Below are 17,192 nucleotides of genomic sequence, written 5' to 3'. Positions count from 1 at the left end.
GTCCAGGGTTCGATCCCCTGACTGCCCATTTCAAAAAAGGTGATGAGGAAAATTCCTCATTACCTTTTTTCGTGGAAAAGAGAGGGTGGCGCTACCTCGTTCCCGGTCTAGTAGTAAGCATCATCTTGCTGGTGTTGGCCCTCGGCAAGTAGCGTAAGAATCACAAAAATTCCCCAGGAAATATTTCCCGGGGAATTTTTCTTTATCAGTGGGTGAGGCGCTTAACGACCAGGTCGCCAAAGAATTGAATGATTAATACCATCAGGAGGATAATCAGCGTTGCCGCAACCGTCACGTCGTTTTCAAACTGGTTATAACCGAGGGTAATGGCAATGTCGCCAAGGCCACCGGCCCCCACTGCTCCCGCCATCGCCGTCAGACCAATCAGGCTAATGATGGTCACAATTGAGGTCCGGGCGATTTCGGCCGCCCCCTCCTTCAAGTAAACCTTAAAGATGATGTCGACTGGTGACAGCCCCATCGCCAGGGCCGCTTCCACGAGTCCCTGGTCAACGGACGCCAATGCTCCCTGGACCTGGCGAGCGTAAAAGGGCGTGCACCCGATCACCAGCGGAACAATCGCCGCCGTGGTCCCAATCGAGGTTCCCACCAGAAGTTTTGTCAGCGGGGTTACCAGCGCTAACAGGATAATAAAGGGGATCGACCGCATGACGTTAACGATTTTATCGAGCACCTGATATACCGCGGCGTTAGCGAGAACCTGGCCCGGTTCGGTGACCACTAACGCGACCCCTAAAATCAGGCCAATGATTCCGACCAGTACCCCCGAAGCGAAGAGCATGTAGAGCGTCTGCCAGATTGATTCCACGAACTGGGTCTGGTTGCTGACAACGTTCGGGAAAAGGCTTGCGAGCCATTGCATTTTAATCGACCTCCTTGAGTAGTTTATTCGCAACGACCGCCGGGTGGGCCGCCACGTGCTGTTGCAAGTTTGCCACCTCATCATCACGGACGGCAATCACCGCGGTTCCCCAAAGTTGGTTTTCCACCCGCTGGGTATTGTTATAAACCAGCTTAATCTTCTCGACCCACTGCTCAATCGTCTTGAGCAGGGTAAACAGGTCGGTCTGCTGTTCCCGGTAGGTAAAGCTGACCAGACTGCGGTCAGCAGCCGTGTACTGCTTAATCAGCGTTGCCATTTCGTCAGCTCCCTGGTCACCATCGACCAGCAGTTCCCGGGTCAACGGCTGTTGCGGGTTTAAGAAAAGCTGGGTGGTTGGTCCCTGTTCGACAATTCGGCCGTGGTCCATTACCGCCACCTGGTTGGTGATTTCCCGGACCACTTCCATCTCGTGTGTAATCAGGATAATCGTCAAGCCCAGCTGCTCGTTCAGCCGCTTTAACAGGTGGAGGATATTCTGCGTCGTCTTGGGGTCCAGGGCGCTCGTCGCCTCGTCACTAATAAGAATTTGCGGGTCATTTGCCAGTGCCCGCGCGATTGCGACCCGCTGCTTTTGGCCGCCAGAAAGCTGGTTAGGATAGGCATCCTTGCGGTCTGCCAGGTCCACCAGCTTGAGCAGACGGTCAGCCTTTTGCCGCTTTTCCTGCTTTGAAAGCCCACTGTGCAGGAGCGGCAGCATCACGTTCTCTTCGACCGTCCGCGTCGCCATCAGGTTAAAATGCTGGAAGATCATCCCGATTTTCCGCCGCCACTGGCGCAGTTCCCGCTGACCCAGCGTCGTTATGTCCACCCCATCAATCTTCACACTGCCGCTGCTAGGGCGCTGCAGGAGGTTGATGGTGCGGGCAAGGGTACTTTTCCCTGCACCGGAATAGCCAATCAAGCCAAAAACGGTCCCCGTGGGAATGGTGATATTAACATCGCGAACCGCGTCAATGGTTTGCTTCTTATTGCGAAAAACGACTGAGATCTGTTCTAATTCCAACGTCCCTGATCGCTCATTCATTTCAGTTCCTCCTCTTACTTATTCGGGTCGTACCAGTAGCCATCGTTGTTGTGCTTTTGCAGGTACTGACGGAATTCTTGTGATTGGTAAGCCTTCTTGACCGCCTTGGCCCATGGCTTGTTAGCATCCTTCTTATTTACCGTTGCTTGCAGCAAGTACTGCTTCTGTAGCTTCTCCTTGACCAGGGCCTTCTTTAGCGGAATCTTCGCCCCGTAGGAAATGCTCCCCGGCAGGACCGCATAGTTAACGTCCTTGATTGACCGTGGGATTTGACTAGAGTTCATCTCGACGAATTGCAGGTGGTGCTTGTTTTGACGAACGTCCTTTTGGGTAATCGTTGCCCCCTCACTGCTCAACTTAATCAAGCCTGCCTGCTGGAGCAGTTGGTATGCCCGGGAACGGTTGGACGGGTCGTTTGGAATGGCAACCTTGGCCCCGTTTTTGATGTTCTTCAGGGACGATGATGAACCCGGATAAATCCCCATTGGCACCGTTGGAATGGCTGTCAAACCAACAAAGTTCGCGTGGCGTTGCTTATTAAAGTTATTGATCCAGGCCGTATGCTGTTCGACATTCAGATCCGCGCTCCCTTCGCTCATCGCTTGGTCGGCATGGTTCAAATCAGAGAAAGACTGGGTCTTGACCGTGTAGCCCTCCTTTTTCAGGATCGGTGCCACGCCCTTTTCAAAGAGGTCGCTGTATGGACCCGGCGAAGTCGCCAGCCGAATCGTCTTGTTGTTATCCGCGGCCTCAACTTTGCCAGGCTGGATTGCCCCTAAACTGCTGGTAACCAAGGTGGTAATCCCCAGGGCCACGGCCATCGTCTTCGTAATCTTCTTCCAATTCATAATCTCGTCTCCTATCGTAATTTAGCTAGTAAGTTCAATGCGTTATAGTAGAAAAACTTAATCCCGGTCGGCAGGGCCTGGTCATCAAGTTGTAGGTCGGGGTGGTGCCAGTCAGACGTGCCGTGGCTACCAACAAAGGCAAACACACTCGGAATACGCTGAGAGAAGAAAGCAAAATCTTCACCCGTCGTGGAGGGTACCGGCCGCACCACCCGAGCAAACTGAGCGGTTTCCGCCGCTACTAGCGGGGTCAGCTGGGCATCGTTGTTCACCACGTCCGGCCCCTTAATCCACTCAATCTCAGCGGTTACGTCAAATGTAGCCGCGCCTGCTTTGACAATTTCCATAAAGCGCTGCTTGGCAACTCGCCGGCCCGCCTTGCTAAAGCTGCGGACGGTTCCCTCAAAGCTGGCGGTTTCTGGAAGCACGTTCCAGGTGTTGCCCGCGCTAATGTGGGTTACTGACAGCACTACTACCGCCTGGGGATCAACGTTGCGGCTGACGATTGTTTGCAGGCTGTTAACAATCGACGTCAGGGCGACAATCGGGTCACGGCCTAGTTCCGGCTTGGCGGCATGGGTCCCCTTCCCGTGGAGGGTTACCTTAAACTGGTCAACTGCCGCCATCAGACCACCTTCCAAGATGCCCACCTCGCCAGCAGCCAGGTCAGGCTTGTTGTGAAAGCCGATGATGGCGTCAATGCCATCAGCCCCGCCGCTTTCCATCACTTCCTGCGCACCAACGTGAGTTTCTTCCGCCGGTTGGAAAATCAGCCGGATGGTCCCCGTAAAGTCCGCCGCTGTTAACGCCCGGGCCGCGCCGAGCAGTGATGCCATGTGGAAGTCGTGCCCGCAGGCGTGCATCACTCCAGAATTAACCGAAGCGTACGGTAAGCCGGTTTCTTCCTGAATTGGCAAGGCATCAATATCTGACCGGAGCGCGACGACTGGGTGCCCGCTCCCAATTTCGGCCACCACCCCAGTCTTTAACTTGGCCGGGGTAACGATCCGGTAACCCAGCGCGGTCAAGCGGTCACGGAGGTAAGCGGTCGTTGCCACTTCCTGGTCCGCTACTTCTGGGTGCTGGTGCAGGTAGTGACGAATTTGAATTGCCTCGTCCGTCACCGCCGTAAAGTCTTCTGTCATTGATTTTCCTCCCTTTCTACATAGCTCTGTTCCACTGGTAACCCGTAATTTATGCACCAAAAAAGGCTACCAACCACATGACATGGTTGATAGCCTTTTCTGCTACCGGCAGCGCTAATTTTAAGTGCCGCTCCTTAAATCTTTCAGGAAAAACGGGTACTCAAAATGCCCCAACTGCTCCCATGTCAGTTCGGTTCGTCTTTTGAGTACAACAACAAAGAGTTTTTTCAAAACGTAACATGGTCACAGCACTTCCTTTCGTTGAACAATTACAAGTTGTGACTAATAGTAAGCGGATTGTTTCGGTTTGTCAACAAAAAATTGCTAATTTAATTATTTTTCGTTTAGCAATTCTTGGCGGGCGGCCCCTAGTTTTGCCTGTTCTGCCGGGCTTAACGTCGGGTAGGCGAGTGGTAATTTTTCAATCCGCTTAGTCAAAATATCGGAAACAATCAGGCGGGAGTACCACTTATCGTCGGCGGGAATAACGTACCAGGGGTTATCCTTCGTGGCGGTAGCGTTAATGGCCTTTTCATAAGCCGCCTGGTATTGATCCCAGTACTGCCGTTCCCGAATATCAGCGGCGGAAAACTTCCAGTTCTTTTCCGGAGTATCGATCCGGGCGAGGAAGCGGCGTTTTTGCTCCTCCTTGGAGACGTGGAGGAAGAACTTCAGCACTACGTAGCCATTTCGGGTCAGGTACTTTTCGTATTCCCGAATATCCTGGTAACGCTTCTCAAAGAAGTGGTCATCGACATCCGCCAGCGAGTGGATTTCCGGCAAGTTACTGTTGAGGATGATTTCGGGATGGACCCGGGAAACCAGGACGTCCTCGTAGTAGGAACGGTTGAAGACCCCAATATCCCCCCGTAACGGTAGTTCCCTGTTGATCCGCCAGAGGTAATCGTGCCGCAGCTCTTGGGCAGTCGGCTGTTTAAAGTTGGCGACCTTGAAGCCAACCGGGTTGACCCCGGAAAAGATATGGGCAATCATGCTATCCTTGCCCGCGGCGTCCATCGCCTGAAAGACGACCAAGATGCCGTAGTGACGGCGGGCGTACATCTTCTTTTGTGCTTCACGAATATGCTTTAGGTTCTTCTTAATCTGTTTTTTAATCTTCTTCAACTCGGCAGTCGAATCCTGAACAAAGGTTGGTGCCTGCTTAATTTGAAAATCGTTTCCCCGATACCGGTACTGTTTTGTATCCATTGCTGAAGTCCTCCTTTTTGGTCTTACCTCAATCCTATACCAAAGTGCGCGGAATGGTTAATTTAAATTCTTGGGTTGACAAAAAGTAAGAATGCCGGTATATTTATGCCAAGCTTAGAAACGAAAGGAGTAATCATTATGACAAACGCCATTTTCACCAAATCAGCAGCTTGTTGTGCATGTTGTGCGAACGCCAACATGCTATTTGCGTTGCCTTATGATTACTCATCACGGGACCAGCAAAGTTAACAAGCAGCTTTGCCAGGTTTAAATAATACTCCCAAGAGTTCTCAGAGTGCGCGCACTGGGAACTCTTTTTTTGTTGCTAAACTTGCTATTATTCCACCTAAAGAAAAAGAAAGAGAGCATTACAATGCAAACATTCATCATTGTCATCATCGCCGCCATCATTATGGCCGGCATGGTTTACTTGCACCGCCGCCACTGGGGCTTTAATAAACTGGTTTTCCTCGCCCTCGCGCTGGGAATCATCGGTGGTAGTGCCATCCAACTGATTTACGGGCCGACTAGCAAGACGGTCACGAACGCGATTGATTGGATCAACATCGTCGGGAACGGCTACATCGCCCTGCTGCAAATGCTGGTCATCCCGCTGGTCTTCGTCTCCCTGGTCAGCGCCTTTACCCGGCTCAAAGCCAAGACTAACTTGAAGAAGATGACCGCCAACGTTCTGGGAATCCTCCTGTCAACCACGGCAATCGCTTCCTTCCTGGGAATCATGAGCGTGATCATCTTTAACCTCCAGGGCGCCGGTTTTATCAAGGGGATGGCAGCCAACTCCACCGCCGTCGAAGCGATTAAGACCCACCAGGAAACACTCAAGGGGCTGACCCTGCCGCAGCAAATCACGAACCTGCTGCCAACCAACATCTTCGCCGACTTTGCCGGGACCCGGTCATCCAGCACCATCGCCGTGGTAATCTTCTCCTTGATGGTCGGAATTGCCTACCTCTGGTTGCGTGACAACCAGGCTGAGGAAGCCCGCGTCTTTGCCAAGGGCATTGCCGCACTGCAGGGGATCGTCAGCCGGCTGGTCAAAATGGTCTTGGAACTCACTCCTTACGGCATCTTTGCCCTGATGGTCAAGGCCACCGCTACGAGCAGTTTTGCCTCCATCGCTAAGCTGGGGACCTTCATCGTCGCCGCCTACGTTGCCATCATCGCAATGTTCCTCGTTCACACCCTGATCCTGATGGCGAACCGGATTAACCCGGTTACCTATTACAAGAAGGCCTGGCCCGCCCTGGTCTTTGCCTTCACCTCCCGGACCAGCGCCGGAACCCTGCCGCTGAACGTCAAAATCCAACGTGATTCCCTCGGCGTAAGCAGCCCGGTTGCTAACTTTGCCGCCAGCTTTGGTCTGACAATCGGTCAAAACGGCTGTGCTGGTATCTACCCTTCAATGGTTGCGGCGATTATCGCTCCAACCGCGGGGATTAACGTTCTTTCCTGGCAGTTTGTCCTGACTCTGATGGCAATTGACGTTATCGCCTCATTCGGGGTTGCCGGCGTCGGTGGTGGGGCCACTTTCACCACCCTGATGGTGCTGGGGACATTAAACCTGCCCGTTGCAATCATGGGGGTCCTGATTGCCATTGACCCGATCATCGATATGGCCCGGACCGCCCTCAACGTTAACGATTCCATCCTTGCGGGGGTAGTCACCGCCAAGAACATGGATGAGCTCGATTACGATAAGCTGGGCAACCGCAAGAACATCGTTGCCAACGAACTTTAATTTAGACCACCACCAACATTCATTCAGTACACCAAACGCCAGTCCGCGAGCTTTACACTTGCGGACTGGCGTTTTCGATTTATCTTGGTAAATATTTCAAAGGTCTCCCATGACCCACCCCCGGGACTTAGAGCCTAGCTTTGCAGTCCTAGGTTGACTTTGAGGAGCTTGCGTTTTGTTATTAAATGTCTTCGGGATGGCGTTGGATATAGCAAACTTTCGTATCAGTGCACTCCAGAATGCCGTGCATCCCATCAGAGCCACCGATACCAGATTCCTTAACCCCAGCGTGGTAGCCCTGCATAGCCTCGAAGTAGTTCCGGTTAACGTAGGTTTCACCGGCTTGGATCTCGTTGATCGCGTAGGCTGCCCGGTCGAGGCTCTTGGTGAAGATTCCAGAAGTCAGGCCCATCGTGCTGTCGTTGCACATTTCAACGGCATCCTTCAAGTTCTTGAAGGTCATAACTGGCAGAACAGGCCCGAAGATTTCGTCCTGAATAGCGGAACCTTCCTGGGTGACGTTGGTCAAAATGGTTGGTTCGTAGAAGAAGCCCTTGCCTTCCATTGGCTTACCACCAACAACGACCTTGGCCCCTTCCTTAACGGCCTGCTTGACCTGGCTGTCGACCTTTTCGAGGGCCGCCTTGTTAATCAGCGGGCCCATGCCAATGTCAGGGTTCTTAACGGTGTCACCAGTGGCAATGGCCTTAACGCCGGCAACCAGCTTCTCCATGAACTCATCGGCCACGCCTTCCTGAACGTAAACTCGCTGAACGTTGTTGCACAGTTCACCGTTGTTGTCGAACCGCGAACCAATGATGTCCTTAACGGCTTCATCAATGTCGGCATCATCACAGACGATTGCTGGCGCATTCCCACCTAATTCGAGGGAAACCTCGCCAACGTGCTCTGCAGCGGCGGACATGATCCGCTTCCCGGCGCTGACGGAACCAGTCAGGCTCGCCATGCCGATCTTTGGGTTCTTGGACAGCTCGTTGCCGACCACGGAACCTGGTCCGGTGACGAAGTTGACAACCCCGGCTGGAATGCCAACCTTGTCACAGAGCTTGGCGAATTCCAAGGCACCAATTGGCGTGTCGGAACTCGGCTTCAAAACGATGGTGTTCCCGGTGACCAGAGCTGGCGCCATCTTCCGCGCAATCAGGAAGAATGGGAAGTTCCATGGCAGGATGCCGGCAATGACCCCAATTGGCATCCGCTTGAGCAAAATTGTCTCATCCTTGTTGTCGGATTGGATAACCTCACCCTTGTAGGTCCGACCAGCAGCGGCCATGTAGTCAAAGTAGTCAGCGGTGAAGTTGACTTCTGTTTCAGCCAGCGAACGAATCTTCCCCTGTTCAACTTGCAGGTTCTTGATCCATGGTTCTGGGTCCTTGCGGATTTCCTCAGCCAGCTTGTGGAGGTACATCCCCCGGGTTGGTGCGGGAATCCGGTGCCAGGACTTTTCCGCTTCAGTAGCGGCATCAATTGCGGCCCGGGTCTCTTCAACCGTGGCGCTTGGAACCGTCCCAAGCACAGACTCATCGTTTGGGCTGATAACCGTGATCTTTTCACCAGAGTCCGTATCAACAAATTTGCCATTAATGTACATCTTGTAGTGTGGTGTAGCCAATTTTATTGCTTCCTTTCAAGCATCTACTTAACCAAACTCAATGTTTCATCGCGGCTGCTTAGTCACCCGGCTGGTAGTCCTTGTCGATAATCAGCACTGGCTTGATGGTCTTGCCAGATACTGAGTCAGCGTTGGCTTCGTTAATCTGGTCGAAGTCGTAGAACTTTTCGGTCTTATCAAAGTCGAACATGCCGAGCTTGTAGAATTCAATCAGACGTGGAATATCAACTTGCGGGATTGAGTCACCCATGTTGACACCAACGATGGTCCGGTCTGCTGGGCAAAGGTCGTTCCAGGTGTTGACGTCAATGTGTTGGGCAGTAACGGCAATCGCAGCCAGAACCCCACCTTGCGCCAGCGCTTGGATAGCGTCTTCCATGACCTTGGTAACACCGGTGGTATCGACGATGTAGTCAACTCCCTTGCCGTCAGTCAAGTCCTGGATAGCCTTGACCATGTCCTGGTCATTGGTGTTGATGGCGTCGGTCGCACCCAGCTCCTTTGCCAGTTCCAGCCGTTCTGGTACCCGGTCAATGGCGATAACCTTCGTGCAGCCGGAAATCTTACCAGCCATCATGGCAGCCAGGCCAACGGCACCGGTCCCGGTAACCGCGATGGTCGAACCTGGTTCAGGCTTTAAGGTGTTAAAGACGGTCCCGGAACCAGTAACGTAACCACAGCCCAGAGGTCCGAGCTTCCGCAGGTCAAGGTCTTTTGGAACCTTAACGGCATTCCGCTCCCGAACCACAGTCGTCGTGGTGAATGATGATTGGTCAAACATATCGTCAACCTGGTGACCATCCTCGGTGAAGTGGGCACTGCCGTCAGGACGAACCCCGGAGAGGTTGTTGGCAGCGTAGTTCAGGCACTTGGTTGGCTTCCCCTTCAAACAGTTGATACAGTTACCACAGCCGTAGAAGGACAGGATAACGTGGTCGCCCGGCTTGAAGTCCTTAACTTCGGAGCCGACTTTTTCAACGATCCCGGAACCTTCGTGACCCAAGATAATTGGGTAGCCGATTTCGGCATCCCCCTTCCGCAGGGCTTCATCGGAGTGGCAGATTCCGGTGGCTACCATGTGAACCTGGAGGTCATCTGGTTGCATCTCTGCCAATTCAACGTCGTCACGAATATCAAACTTAGCGCCTTTCTTATCTACAACAGCAGCTTTGATTTTCATAACAAAACATCTCCTTAGAAATATCCAATCGCTTTACAATGTTTACAGTATCACAAAGTTGGCGAATGGTTAGGAATTTTCAGATTGGCGCTACAATTGGAATTTGTTACACACCTACTTAGAGTATACGGGATCTTAACTGAATATTTGCGAAACTTTTTACTTGTCATCTGACGATTTATTCATATCTACGTCTAACAGTGATGATTTACCGAACAAAAAAAGCGGTAGTGGTCACTAGGACGACTATCGCAATTCAGTTAAGCTAAGTTGTGTTCACTAGGCCGGACATGGGCGTGCTGCAAACGCCCAATTTGCTTCTCCCGGCCATCATTGACGATGAACTGGTCAACCGCCCCGCAGTGGGTGCAGCTGACTACGATTTGGTAACGCTGGGAGTCATCGTTGTTGGTGTCCACCCAGTTGCGTTCCGCAATCACCAGTGGTGCCTGGTGACACCGGTAGCACGGAATTTCGAGCAGCCGGTCTTCACGGAAGCCATCCCCGGTTTTGCCGACCATCCCGTAGCGGTCCTCACCGTAAACATTATCAAAGTTGTTGTAAAACATTGTTCTTACTTCCTAATACTCCTTGGTAGCTGGCCGCTTGCTCCGGACAACCAGGAAAATCACCAGTTCGAGGGCAAAAATGGCCAGTGCGCAAATAATAAACAGTACGTGGTACGAGCTCAGGCCGATAATGACCCCACCAAACAGTGGTCCAAAGGCCTTCCCAAGGGAAGAATAAGCGTTCAGGATTCCCTGGTACTTCCCCTTGACGGCCACCGGCGAGAGGCTATTGACAATCGCCGGCATCGTCGGAATCACCGTCGCTTCGCCAATTGTCAGGACCACCATCGCGAGAATGTACCAGGCGTATGACTTTGCCACCAGCAAGAGGACAAAGGACAGGGCAATCGTCAGCGTCCCGATGTAAACCAGCAGGTAGGGGTTGATGTGCCAGCGGTCCAGCCAGGATAACACCAGCTGCGCCACCACAATCAAAATCCCGTTAATCGTCCACAACAGACTATACTTGGTCATCGAGATTCCCTGTTCGGTCATAAAGACGGACAGGTTGCTGGACCACTGTTCATACATCGTCCAGATTACGCAGAGACTGATAAAGAAAGTCCAGCAAATCCAGAGGTTCGCCCGAGGAACACTAACCCTCTTCGCTACCGCCTTATCTGAAGCAGAGCTGGCACTGACCGGCGCCGGTTCGCCGTTGCCAAAGCAGGTCAGAGTAATTACCGCCAAGAGCGTGTAGAAGACCGTCGTAAAGGCAAACAGTGGTGATACACTCCCGTGGGCGTACTGGTAGAGCGGGCCCACTATCGTCGTCCCAATCACCATTCCCAGGTTGCTGGCAAAGTATAACATGTTGAAGACGTAGCGGCCATCACGGCCCACCTTCGTCGCATAGGAATTAATCATCGTAATGATCCAACCATTAAAAAAGCCAATCATCGTCAGCAAAACGGCGTAAATTGGCCAGCCGTTGAAAAAGATCAGCAGGGCAATGATGATGGTGGCCACGACGGTCCCGCCGAACAGGAGCCAGTGGGGATTATGGCGGTCAAAGAGGTTGCCACTCAGGTAGCTGCCGACCACGTTGGCGCCGGAGTAGAAGAGCAGGACAATCCCGGACATCGTCAACGTTTCGTGGAGCTGTTCATGCATATAAATGGTGGTCAGTGGCCAGACAAAACTGTTGCCGAGGCTGCTGATAAACATACTGATCAATAACCATTTCAACTTTACCGCGCTCTTCGTTTGCATCTTCGCCACCTCCTATTAAATCAAAGAGGCTGGAAAATAACTCAGCCCCTTTTTACTATTCTCTCGATATTAAAGTCACAGCGGTACCGCCGGCGGCTCCGGCAGGCATCCCCTGCAGTAACTGTGGGACGGTTAAACGAGCGCCGTCCCGTTTACTGGTGGTCCTCTGGTACGTAAGCAACGGAAGCAAACTTGTTATACGACTTGGCAAACAAGAGCTTGACCGTTCCCCGCGGACCACTACGGTTCTTTTCAATAATGACTTCGACTTCACTGACGTTGGCCGCGTCGGCATCGTCCTCCTGTTGGGCCGGACTGCCACCCTGCTGGTCATCGTCATCTTCCCCCTCGTGTTCATAATAGTCGTCACGGTAGAGGAAACTGACAATATCGGCATCCTGCTCAATTGACCCTGATTCACGAATATCAGACAGCACCGGCCGCTTGTCCTGGCGCTGTTCGACTCCCCGGGAAAGCTGGGAGAGGGCAATTACTGGTACTTCCAGCTCCTTTGCCAGCTTCTTGAGCTGCCGGGAAATTTCGGAAACTTCCTGCTGCCGGTTGTCGGGGTTGCTCCCTTCAATCAGCTGGAGGTAGTCGATCACGATCAAGCCCAGGTTACCCTTTTCCTTGGCTAGCCGCCGGCACCGGGCCCGGATTTCAGCGACCTTCACCCCGGGCGTGTCGTCAATATAAATCTGGGCATTCGACAGGGTTCCCATCGCCATGTACATACTCTCCCACTCTTCGGGGGTCAGCTGCCCCGTCCGCAGGTGGTTGGCGTTAATGTTTCCCTCAGCACACAGCATCCGGTTAACCAGTGATTCTGCGCCCATTTCCAGGCTGAAGATTGCCACCGTCGTTCGTTTGCCGTCCTCAGTCCGGGTGGCGACATTCTGGGCAATGTTCAGTGCAAAGGCGGTCTTCCCCACGGCCGGCCGGGCAGCGATGATGACCAGCTCATCCTTGTGCAATCCAGTCGTCATCTCATCCAGCTGCTGGTAGCCGGTTTTCAAGCCGGTGACATCACTCTGCTGCTGGGACAGCTCATCAATGTGGCTCAGGGATTCATCTAGGACCGTGCTGATTTTCTTAAAGGAGGTCTGACTGCTCCCCTCAGATACCTGCATCACGTCCCGCTCTGCCGTGTCGAGCAAGTCGCCAAGCTGCTGGTTATCGGCGTAGCTATCGTTGATAATCTTCGTCGCCACTTCAATCAGCCGGCGGCGGGTCGCCTTATCATGAACGATTTTCGCGTAGTAGCTGACGTCGCGGGCGGATGGCACTGACGAGGCCAGCTCCGCGATGTAGGCAGGACCACCGACGTTTTCCGTCTGGTTGTCCTTCATCAGAGCGCTATTCATCGTGATGGGATCAATTGGCTGGTCGTCCTCATACAGGTCGACCATCTTTTCAAAAATAATCTGGTGGGCCCGCCGGTAGAAATCAGGTGCCTCCAAATATTCCATTGCATCGGCCAGCGCGTTTTTACTTAAAAAAGCAGCTCCCAGAACTGCTTTTTCAGCTTCTAAATCGCGGGGCTCTTCTTGCATGGGTGCATTATCCATGGCGATTCTGCTCCTTTGCCTTTAACCGCAAACTACTTTTCCGCAATGTGCACCCGGATTTCAGCCGTGACTTCAGGGTGCAGCTTGATTGGCACGTTTACGTAACCTAAAGCCTTGATTGGCGCTGCTAATTCGATCTTGCGCTTGTCAATCTTCAGCTTGTACTGCTTTTCCAGGGCCGTAGCAATTTGCTTGGTGGAAATGGAACCAAACATCCGGCCATCAGTCCCCGCCTTTCCGCTCAGCTCTACTACGGTCTTGTCACTCTCCAAGACCTTCTTGACCTGCTTGGCCTCCGCCAGTTCTTCTTCGGCATGCTTTTCCTCAGCCCGCTTCTGACCGGCCAGCTGGCTCATTGCTGCCTTGGTAGCCTGCTTAGCGAGGCCGCGCTTGATGAGGTAGTTTTGGGCGTAACCATCGGGAACATCCTTAACCTGGCCCCGCTTACCGCGTCCACGAACATCTTGAGTAAAAATAACTTTCATCCTTGTCACTCCTCTGTTTTTTCATCATCCTTAGCGACCCGCTGGTGGAGCAGGTTCAGCAATTCCTGCTTGACCTCCGCGACGGTTTTGCCGCTAATCTGGGTTGCAGCGTTGGCTAGGTGACCGCCACCACCCATTTTTTCCATCACTACTTGAACGTTAAAGTCCCCCATCGACCGGGCAGAAACTCCGACCCCGCCGTCCGGCCGCTTAGTAATCACAAACGACGCGTCGACGTTCGAAATCTGCAAGAGCATATCTGCCGCCTGGGCCGCCGTGACCGAGTCGTAATAGCGGTCCTCTTCACCGGCACAGATAGCGATTTGATCATTGATCTCTGCTCGCGCCAGCAGGTGGTTGCGCTGCATAAAGCTCTGCGAATCTTCCTTCATAAAGGACTGAATCATCATCCCATCAGCCCCGGCTGACCGCAGGTAGCTGGCCGCATCAAAGGTCCGCGTCCCGGCACTCTTGGTAAAGGACTTGGTATCGATCTGAATCCCTGTCAGCATGGTTGTAGCTTCCAGCTTATTCAGTCCCTTCCCCTCGCGCGGCTGGTACTCGAACATTTCCGTAATCAATTCACAGGTCGACGAAGCGTAGGGCTCAATGTAGACCAGCAGGGGATTTTCAGGGAACTCCTCGCCCCGCCGGTGGTGGTCAATAATGACCAGCCGGTTTTGCAGCTGATCGTACAGGGCCGGCGAAATCGTAATGCTTTCCTTAGCATGGTCAACCATGACCAGGAGGCTGTTAGCGGTCGCCTTTTCCAGCGCCTCGCTTGGCGAAATAATGTGGTCCTTAATGTTCTGGTAGTTATCAACTTCCCGCATTAGGCGCTGAATATCAGAGTGCTGCTGCTCATCATCAACGACAATCCAGCACTCCTTCCCGTTCATCTCCGCAATCCGGCGAATCCCGAGGCAGGCCCCTAGTGAGTCCATATCGGGCTTTTTGTGGCCCATGACGAAGAGCTGGTCAGCTTGATCAATCAGTTCTTTCAGAGCCTGGCTGATCATCCGCGCCCGAACCCGGGTCCGCTTCTCCATCGGGTTGGTCTTCCCACCGTAGAAGCGGGCCGGTTGGTCCTGGGCCCGGACAACGACCTGGTCACCACCCCGGCCTAGCGCCAGGTCAAGGTTTTCCTGGGCAGTATCCGCCAGTTTAATCAGGTTGTTTTCCCCGTAGGAAATCCCGACACTGAGAGTAACCGGCGAATTCTGCTGAGACGTATTTTCCCGAATAATATCCAGGATCTTGAACTTCTTTCGTTCTAGCTCCTGGAGCGCGCTCCGGTGACCGATAATCAAATAGTTGTCGTCATCGATGACTTTCATCAACAGCTGGTTTTCCTGGGCCCACTTGCTGATTTCCGACGTGACGTAGTTGTGGAGGTTCGACACGTTCGAATCATTCATTCCCTGGATCAATTCATCGTAGTTATCCAGGTAGATGTTGCCGAGGAAAATCTGTTCCTGTTTGAAGCGTTTGCTAATCTGTTCATACTTCGTGACGTCCATCAGGTAGATTACCCGGTGCTGCTTTTGGACCAGGAAGTCAAACTGCCGGTCCCGCCACGTCACTACTTGGGGCTTCGTATCGTCCGCGTGTTGCTGAACTAGCTGGGCTAATTCTTCATCGACTTCTGCTAAAGACTTGCCCACGACCCGTTTCAAAGGAAAGTACCGGGCCATGTAGGGGTTGATCCACTCCACTTCTTGACGCTGGTTGAGCATAATCAAGCCCACCGGCATTTCCAAGAGGGCCTCTTGCTGACCCTGCTTGATTTGATACACCAGGTGGTTGAGGTATTCATTTGCGTCAATTACCAACCGCCGCAGCTGCTTAACACTGGTGACACCACCAACCAGGGCGATGACAAAGACAATTATGCCTACGACCCAGTTAAGGGTAAAAGCAAAGCAGAGGCTGAGAATAGTCAATAATAGCAAATAGCAGACATTCCAGCGGACTGCTGGGTGTTTAAAATAAAACAGCCAGTTTTCACGACTGAAAAATTTGTGCATAATAATCCTCCCAAAAAGGGAACCGTTCTTCCCATTTTCTTGGATAAATCTATCATATCACATCCGACGGCAACAAACCCGGTCGAACGAATCAGGAGTACAGAAAATTGCCGCAGCGTCAGCTCTAACGACCGAGCCAGCCCGCAATAAATCCTGCTAACAGCGGAATTAAAACGCCCACAGTCGTCACTAGCAACGCGGCCTTTTGCAAGCCGGTTAGCTCATGGTAGCGCTGGGCGAACCCCAGCCAGAGCATAATTACCCCAATAAATGCCAGGATACTTGCACTGATGTAAAGTGTCTGCATTATAACTTCCTCCTAAAAGAAAACGGAAGCACCCACTATAACACTAGCGGTCGCTTCCGTTTTGATTACCAGATTAATCTTCAGCAACGAATGGCAGAAGACCCATAATCCGGGCACGCTTAATAGCGATGGTTAACTTACGTTGGTTCTTAGCACTGGTACCAGTGACCCGGCGTGGTAAAATCTTACCCCGTTCGGAAATAAACTGCCGTAATAAGTCAGTATCTTTGTAATCGATGTATTCGATGTGGTTAGCGGCGATGAAGTCGACCTTGCGACGACGACGACCGCCCCGACGTTGTTGTGCCATGAAATTACCCTCCTATCTTGGTAAAAATTTATTTAGAATGGTAATTCATCATCTGACACGTCAATCTTTTGTTCGCCGTCATTATTCGTATTGCCGGCAGAGAAAGGCGCATCGTTATTGGCTGGGGCGTTCCCACCGAAGCCGTTATTTGATGATGGATTCCCTTGAGGAGCATTGTTAGTCTGTGGCTGATTACCACCGAATTGCTGCTGGGGCTGACCGGCAAACGGTTGATTGCTGCCATTGTTAAATGGTTGTTGCTGACCGCCCTGGTTCATCCCGCCATTTTGCCGGGGTTCAAGCAATGCGAAGTTATCAACGACGACTTCGGTAACGTATACCCGGTTACCCTGCTGGTTTTCGTAGTTCCGGGTTTGAATCCGGCCTTCGACCCCCACTAGGGAACCCTTATGCGTGAAGTTACTGAAGTTTTCCGCGGACTTACGCCAGATGACGCAGTTGACAAAGTCAGCGTCCCGGTCCCCGTTCTGGTTCCGGAATTGCCGGTCAACAGCCAGGGTAAATGATACTACCGCTGTCCCGCTCGTCGTGTACCGCAACTCAGGATCTCTCGTTAAACGCCCAGTTAAGACTGCACGATTAATCATTGATCGTTCTCCTCTCTATTAAATTGACAATCTAATTAAGCATCAAGCTTAACGATCATGTGACGTAGGATATCGTCACTGAACTTTGAAAGACGGTCGAATTCGTTTAATGCTTCGTCAGTATCAGTAGTTAAAGTAACTACGTGGTAAGTACCTTCAGTGTACTTGTCGATTGGGTAAGCAAAACGGCGAGTTGACCAGTCCTTTGATTCAGCGATGTCTGCACCATTGTCCGTTAAAACCTTGTCGAACCGGTCTACCAGTTCGCTCTTTGCTGATTCTTCGATGTCAGGACGAATGATGTAAGTAATTTCATATTTACGTGTTTCCATGAATGTTACACCTCCTTATGGACTCTGGTTCTTCTTACCAGTGAAGAAGAACAAGGAGAGTAGACGTCTGTA

The 17,192-nt window shown here is 52.2% G+C and carries 17 protein-coding genes; 1 reads left to right on the top strand and 16 read right to left on the bottom strand.

The window, feature by feature from the left end:
• Nucleotides 1–205: 205 nt before the first annotated feature.
• From FC49_RS06495 to FC49_RS06475, 5 genes are all read right to left on the bottom strand, one after another.
• On the bottom strand, nt 206–883 hold the full coding sequence (locus tag FC49_RS06495; protein ID WP_003711462.1) for a methionine ABC transporter permease: 678 nt from the start codon (nt 881–883) through the stop codon (nt 206–208).
• Nucleotide 884: 1 nt separating this feature from the next.
• Nucleotides 885–1,928, bottom strand: coding sequence for a methionine ABC transporter ATP-binding protein (locus tag FC49_RS06490; RefSeq protein ID WP_003711468.1), 1,044 nt, complete (start codon nt 1,926–1,928; stop codon nt 885–887).
• A 14-nt stretch (nt 1,929–1,942) separates the two neighbouring features.
• Nucleotides 1,943–2,776, bottom strand: coding sequence for a MetQ/NlpA family ABC transporter substrate-binding protein (locus FC49_RS06485; protein ID WP_003711460.1), 834 nt, complete (start codon nt 2,774–2,776; stop codon nt 1,943–1,945).
• Between the two features lie 11 nt (nt 2,777–2,787).
• Nucleotides 2,788–3,921: an amidohydrolase gene (locus tag FC49_RS06480; protein WP_003711478.1), complete on the bottom strand. Its 1,134-nt coding sequence runs from the start codon at nt 3,919–3,921 to the stop codon at nt 2,788–2,790.
• A 333-nt stretch (nt 3,922–4,254) separates the two neighbouring features.
• Nucleotides 4,255–5,130, bottom strand: a complete 876-nt coding sequence (locus FC49_RS06475; protein ID WP_003711448.1) for a PPK2 family polyphosphate kinase — start codon at nt 5,128–5,130, stop codon at nt 4,255–4,257.
• Nucleotides 5,131–5,503: 373 nt separating this feature from the next.
• Here FC49_RS06475 and FC49_RS06470 point away from each other — a divergent pair, with 373 nt between their 5' ends.
• Nucleotides 5,504–6,889: an L-cystine transporter gene (locus FC49_RS06470; RefSeq protein WP_039929788.1), complete on the top strand. Its 1,386-nt coding sequence runs from the start codon at nt 5,504–5,506 to the stop codon at nt 6,887–6,889.
• A 181-nt stretch (nt 6,890–7,070) separates the two neighbouring features.
• Here FC49_RS06470 and aldA read toward each other — a convergent pair whose 3' ends face one another.
• The 11 genes from aldA to rpsF all read right to left on the bottom strand — a co-directional run bounded on the left by aldA (nt 7,071) and on the right by rpsF (nt 17,120).
• Nucleotides 7,071–8,522 carry an aldehyde dehydrogenase gene (gene aldA, locus FC49_RS06465; protein WP_056984583.1) on the bottom strand — a complete coding sequence of 484 codons (1,452 nt, stop codon included), beginning with the start codon at nt 8,520–8,522 and terminating at the stop codon, nt 7,071–7,073.
• Nucleotides 8,523–8,580: 58 nt separating this feature from the next.
• The gene (locus FC49_RS06460; RefSeq protein WP_056984582.1) at nt 8,581–9,702 is read right to left on the bottom strand and encodes an NAD(P)-dependent alcohol dehydrogenase; all 1,122 of its coding nucleotides are present in this window, start codon (nt 9,700–9,702) and stop codon (nt 8,581–8,583) included.
• Nucleotides 9,703–9,962: 260 nt separating this feature from the next.
• Complete coding sequence (locus FC49_RS06455; protein WP_003712129.1) at nt 9,963–10,271, bottom strand: hypothetical protein; 309 nt, start codon at nt 10,269–10,271, stop codon at nt 9,963–9,965.
• Between the two features lie 12 nt (nt 10,272–10,283).
• Complete coding sequence (locus FC49_RS06450) at nt 10,284–11,483, bottom strand: MDR family MFS transporter (protein ID WP_003712050.1); 1,200 nt, start codon at nt 11,481–11,483, stop codon at nt 10,284–10,286.
• Nucleotides 11,484–11,635: 152 nt separating this feature from the next.
• Nucleotides 11,636–13,051, bottom strand: coding sequence for a replicative DNA helicase (gene dnaB, locus FC49_RS06445; protein ID WP_003712124.1), 1,416 nt, complete (start codon nt 13,049–13,051; stop codon nt 11,636–11,638).
• Between the two features lie 32 nt (nt 13,052–13,083).
• The gene (gene rplI / locus FC49_RS06440) at nt 13,084–13,536 is read right to left on the bottom strand and encodes a 50S ribosomal protein L9 (protein ID WP_003712030.1); all 453 of its coding nucleotides are present in this window, start codon (nt 13,534–13,536) and stop codon (nt 13,084–13,086) included.
• Nucleotides 13,537–13,541: 5 nt separating this feature from the next.
• Nucleotides 13,542–15,563: a DHH family phosphoesterase gene (locus FC49_RS06435; RefSeq protein ID WP_056984581.1), complete on the bottom strand. Its 2,022-nt coding sequence runs from the start codon at nt 15,561–15,563 to the stop codon at nt 13,542–13,544.
• A gap of 124 nt (nt 15,564–15,687) precedes the next feature.
• Complete coding sequence (locus FC49_RS06430) at nt 15,688–15,870, bottom strand: hypothetical protein (RefSeq protein WP_056984580.1); 183 nt, start codon at nt 15,868–15,870, stop codon at nt 15,688–15,690.
• A 73-nt stretch (nt 15,871–15,943) separates the two neighbouring features.
• Nucleotides 15,944–16,180: a 30S ribosomal protein S18 gene (rpsR, locus tag FC49_RS06425; RefSeq protein WP_056984579.1), complete on the bottom strand. Its 237-nt coding sequence runs from the start codon at nt 16,178–16,180 to the stop codon at nt 15,944–15,946.
• Between the two features lie 32 nt (nt 16,181–16,212).
• Nucleotides 16,213–16,788, bottom strand: coding sequence for a single-stranded DNA-binding protein (gene ssb / locus FC49_RS06420; RefSeq protein WP_003715685.1), 576 nt, complete (start codon nt 16,786–16,788; stop codon nt 16,213–16,215).
• A 35-nt stretch (nt 16,789–16,823) separates the two neighbouring features.
• Nucleotides 16,824–17,120: a 30S ribosomal protein S6 gene (gene rpsF, locus FC49_RS06415; protein ID WP_003712079.1), complete on the bottom strand. Its 297-nt coding sequence runs from the start codon at nt 17,118–17,120 to the stop codon at nt 16,824–16,826.
• Nucleotides 17,121–17,192: the final 72 nt, after the last annotated feature.

The organism is Limosilactobacillus oris DSM 4864 (assembly GCF_001434465.1).
In the GTDB taxonomy this organism is placed as follows: domain Bacteria; phylum Bacillota; class Bacilli; order Lactobacillales; family Lactobacillaceae; genus Limosilactobacillus; species Limosilactobacillus oris.
This window is presented reverse-complemented; position numbering and strand designations above follow the sequence as displayed.

Coding starts and splice junctions, on each gene's coding strand:
- FC49_RS06495 (WP_003711462.1), bottom strand. CDS start 883: ATGCAATGGCTCGCAAGCCTTTTCCCGAACGTTGTCAGCAACCAGACC.
- FC49_RS06490 (WP_003711468.1), bottom strand. CDS start 1,928: ATGAATGAGCGATCAGGGACGTTGGAATTAGAACAGATCTCAGTCGTT.
- FC49_RS06485 (WP_003711460.1), bottom strand. CDS start 2,776: ATGAATTGGAAGAAGATTACGAAGACGATGGCCGTGGCCCTGGGGATT.
- FC49_RS06480 (WP_003711478.1), bottom strand. CDS start 3,921: ATGACAGAAGACTTTACGGCGGTGACGGACGAGGCAATTCAAATTCGT.
- FC49_RS06475 (WP_003711448.1), bottom strand. CDS start 5,130: ATGGATACAAAACAGTACCGGTATCGGGGAAACGATTTTCAAATTAAG.
- FC49_RS06470 (WP_039929788.1), top strand. CDS start 5,504: ATGCAAACATTCATCATTGTCATCATCGCCGCCATCATTATGGCCGGC.
- FC49_RS06460 (WP_056984582.1), bottom strand. CDS start 9,702: ATGAAAATCAAAGCTGCTGTTGTAGATAAGAAAGGCGCTAAGTTTGAT.
- FC49_RS06455 (WP_003712129.1), bottom strand. CDS start 10,271: ATGTTTTACAACAACTTTGATAATGTTTACGGTGAGGACCGCTACGGG.
- FC49_RS06450 (WP_003712050.1), bottom strand. CDS start 11,483: ATGCAAACGAAGAGCGCGGTAAAGTTGAAATGGTTATTGATCAGTATG.
- dnaB (WP_003712124.1), bottom strand. CDS start 13,051: ATGGATAATGCACCCATGCAAGAAGAGCCCCGCGATTTAGAAGCTGAA.
- rplI (WP_003712030.1), bottom strand. CDS start 13,536: ATGAAAGTTATTTTTACTCAAGATGTTCGTGGACGCGGTAAGCGGGGC.
- FC49_RS06435 (WP_056984581.1), bottom strand. CDS start 15,563: ATGCACAAATTTTTCAGTCGTGAAAACTGGCTGTTTTATTTTAAACAC.
- FC49_RS06430 (WP_056984580.1), bottom strand. CDS start 15,870: ATGCAGACACTTTACATCAGTGCAAGTATCCTGGCATTTATTGGGGTA.
- rpsR (WP_056984579.1), bottom strand. CDS start 16,180: ATGGCACAACAACGTCGGGGCGGTCGTCGTCGTCGCAAGGTCGACTTC.
- ssb (WP_003715685.1), bottom strand. CDS start 16,788: ATGATTAATCGTGCAGTCTTAACTGGGCGTTTAACGAGAGATCCTGAG.
- rpsF (WP_003712079.1), bottom strand. CDS start 17,120: ATGGAAACACGTAAATATGAAATTACTTACATCATTCGTCCTGACATC.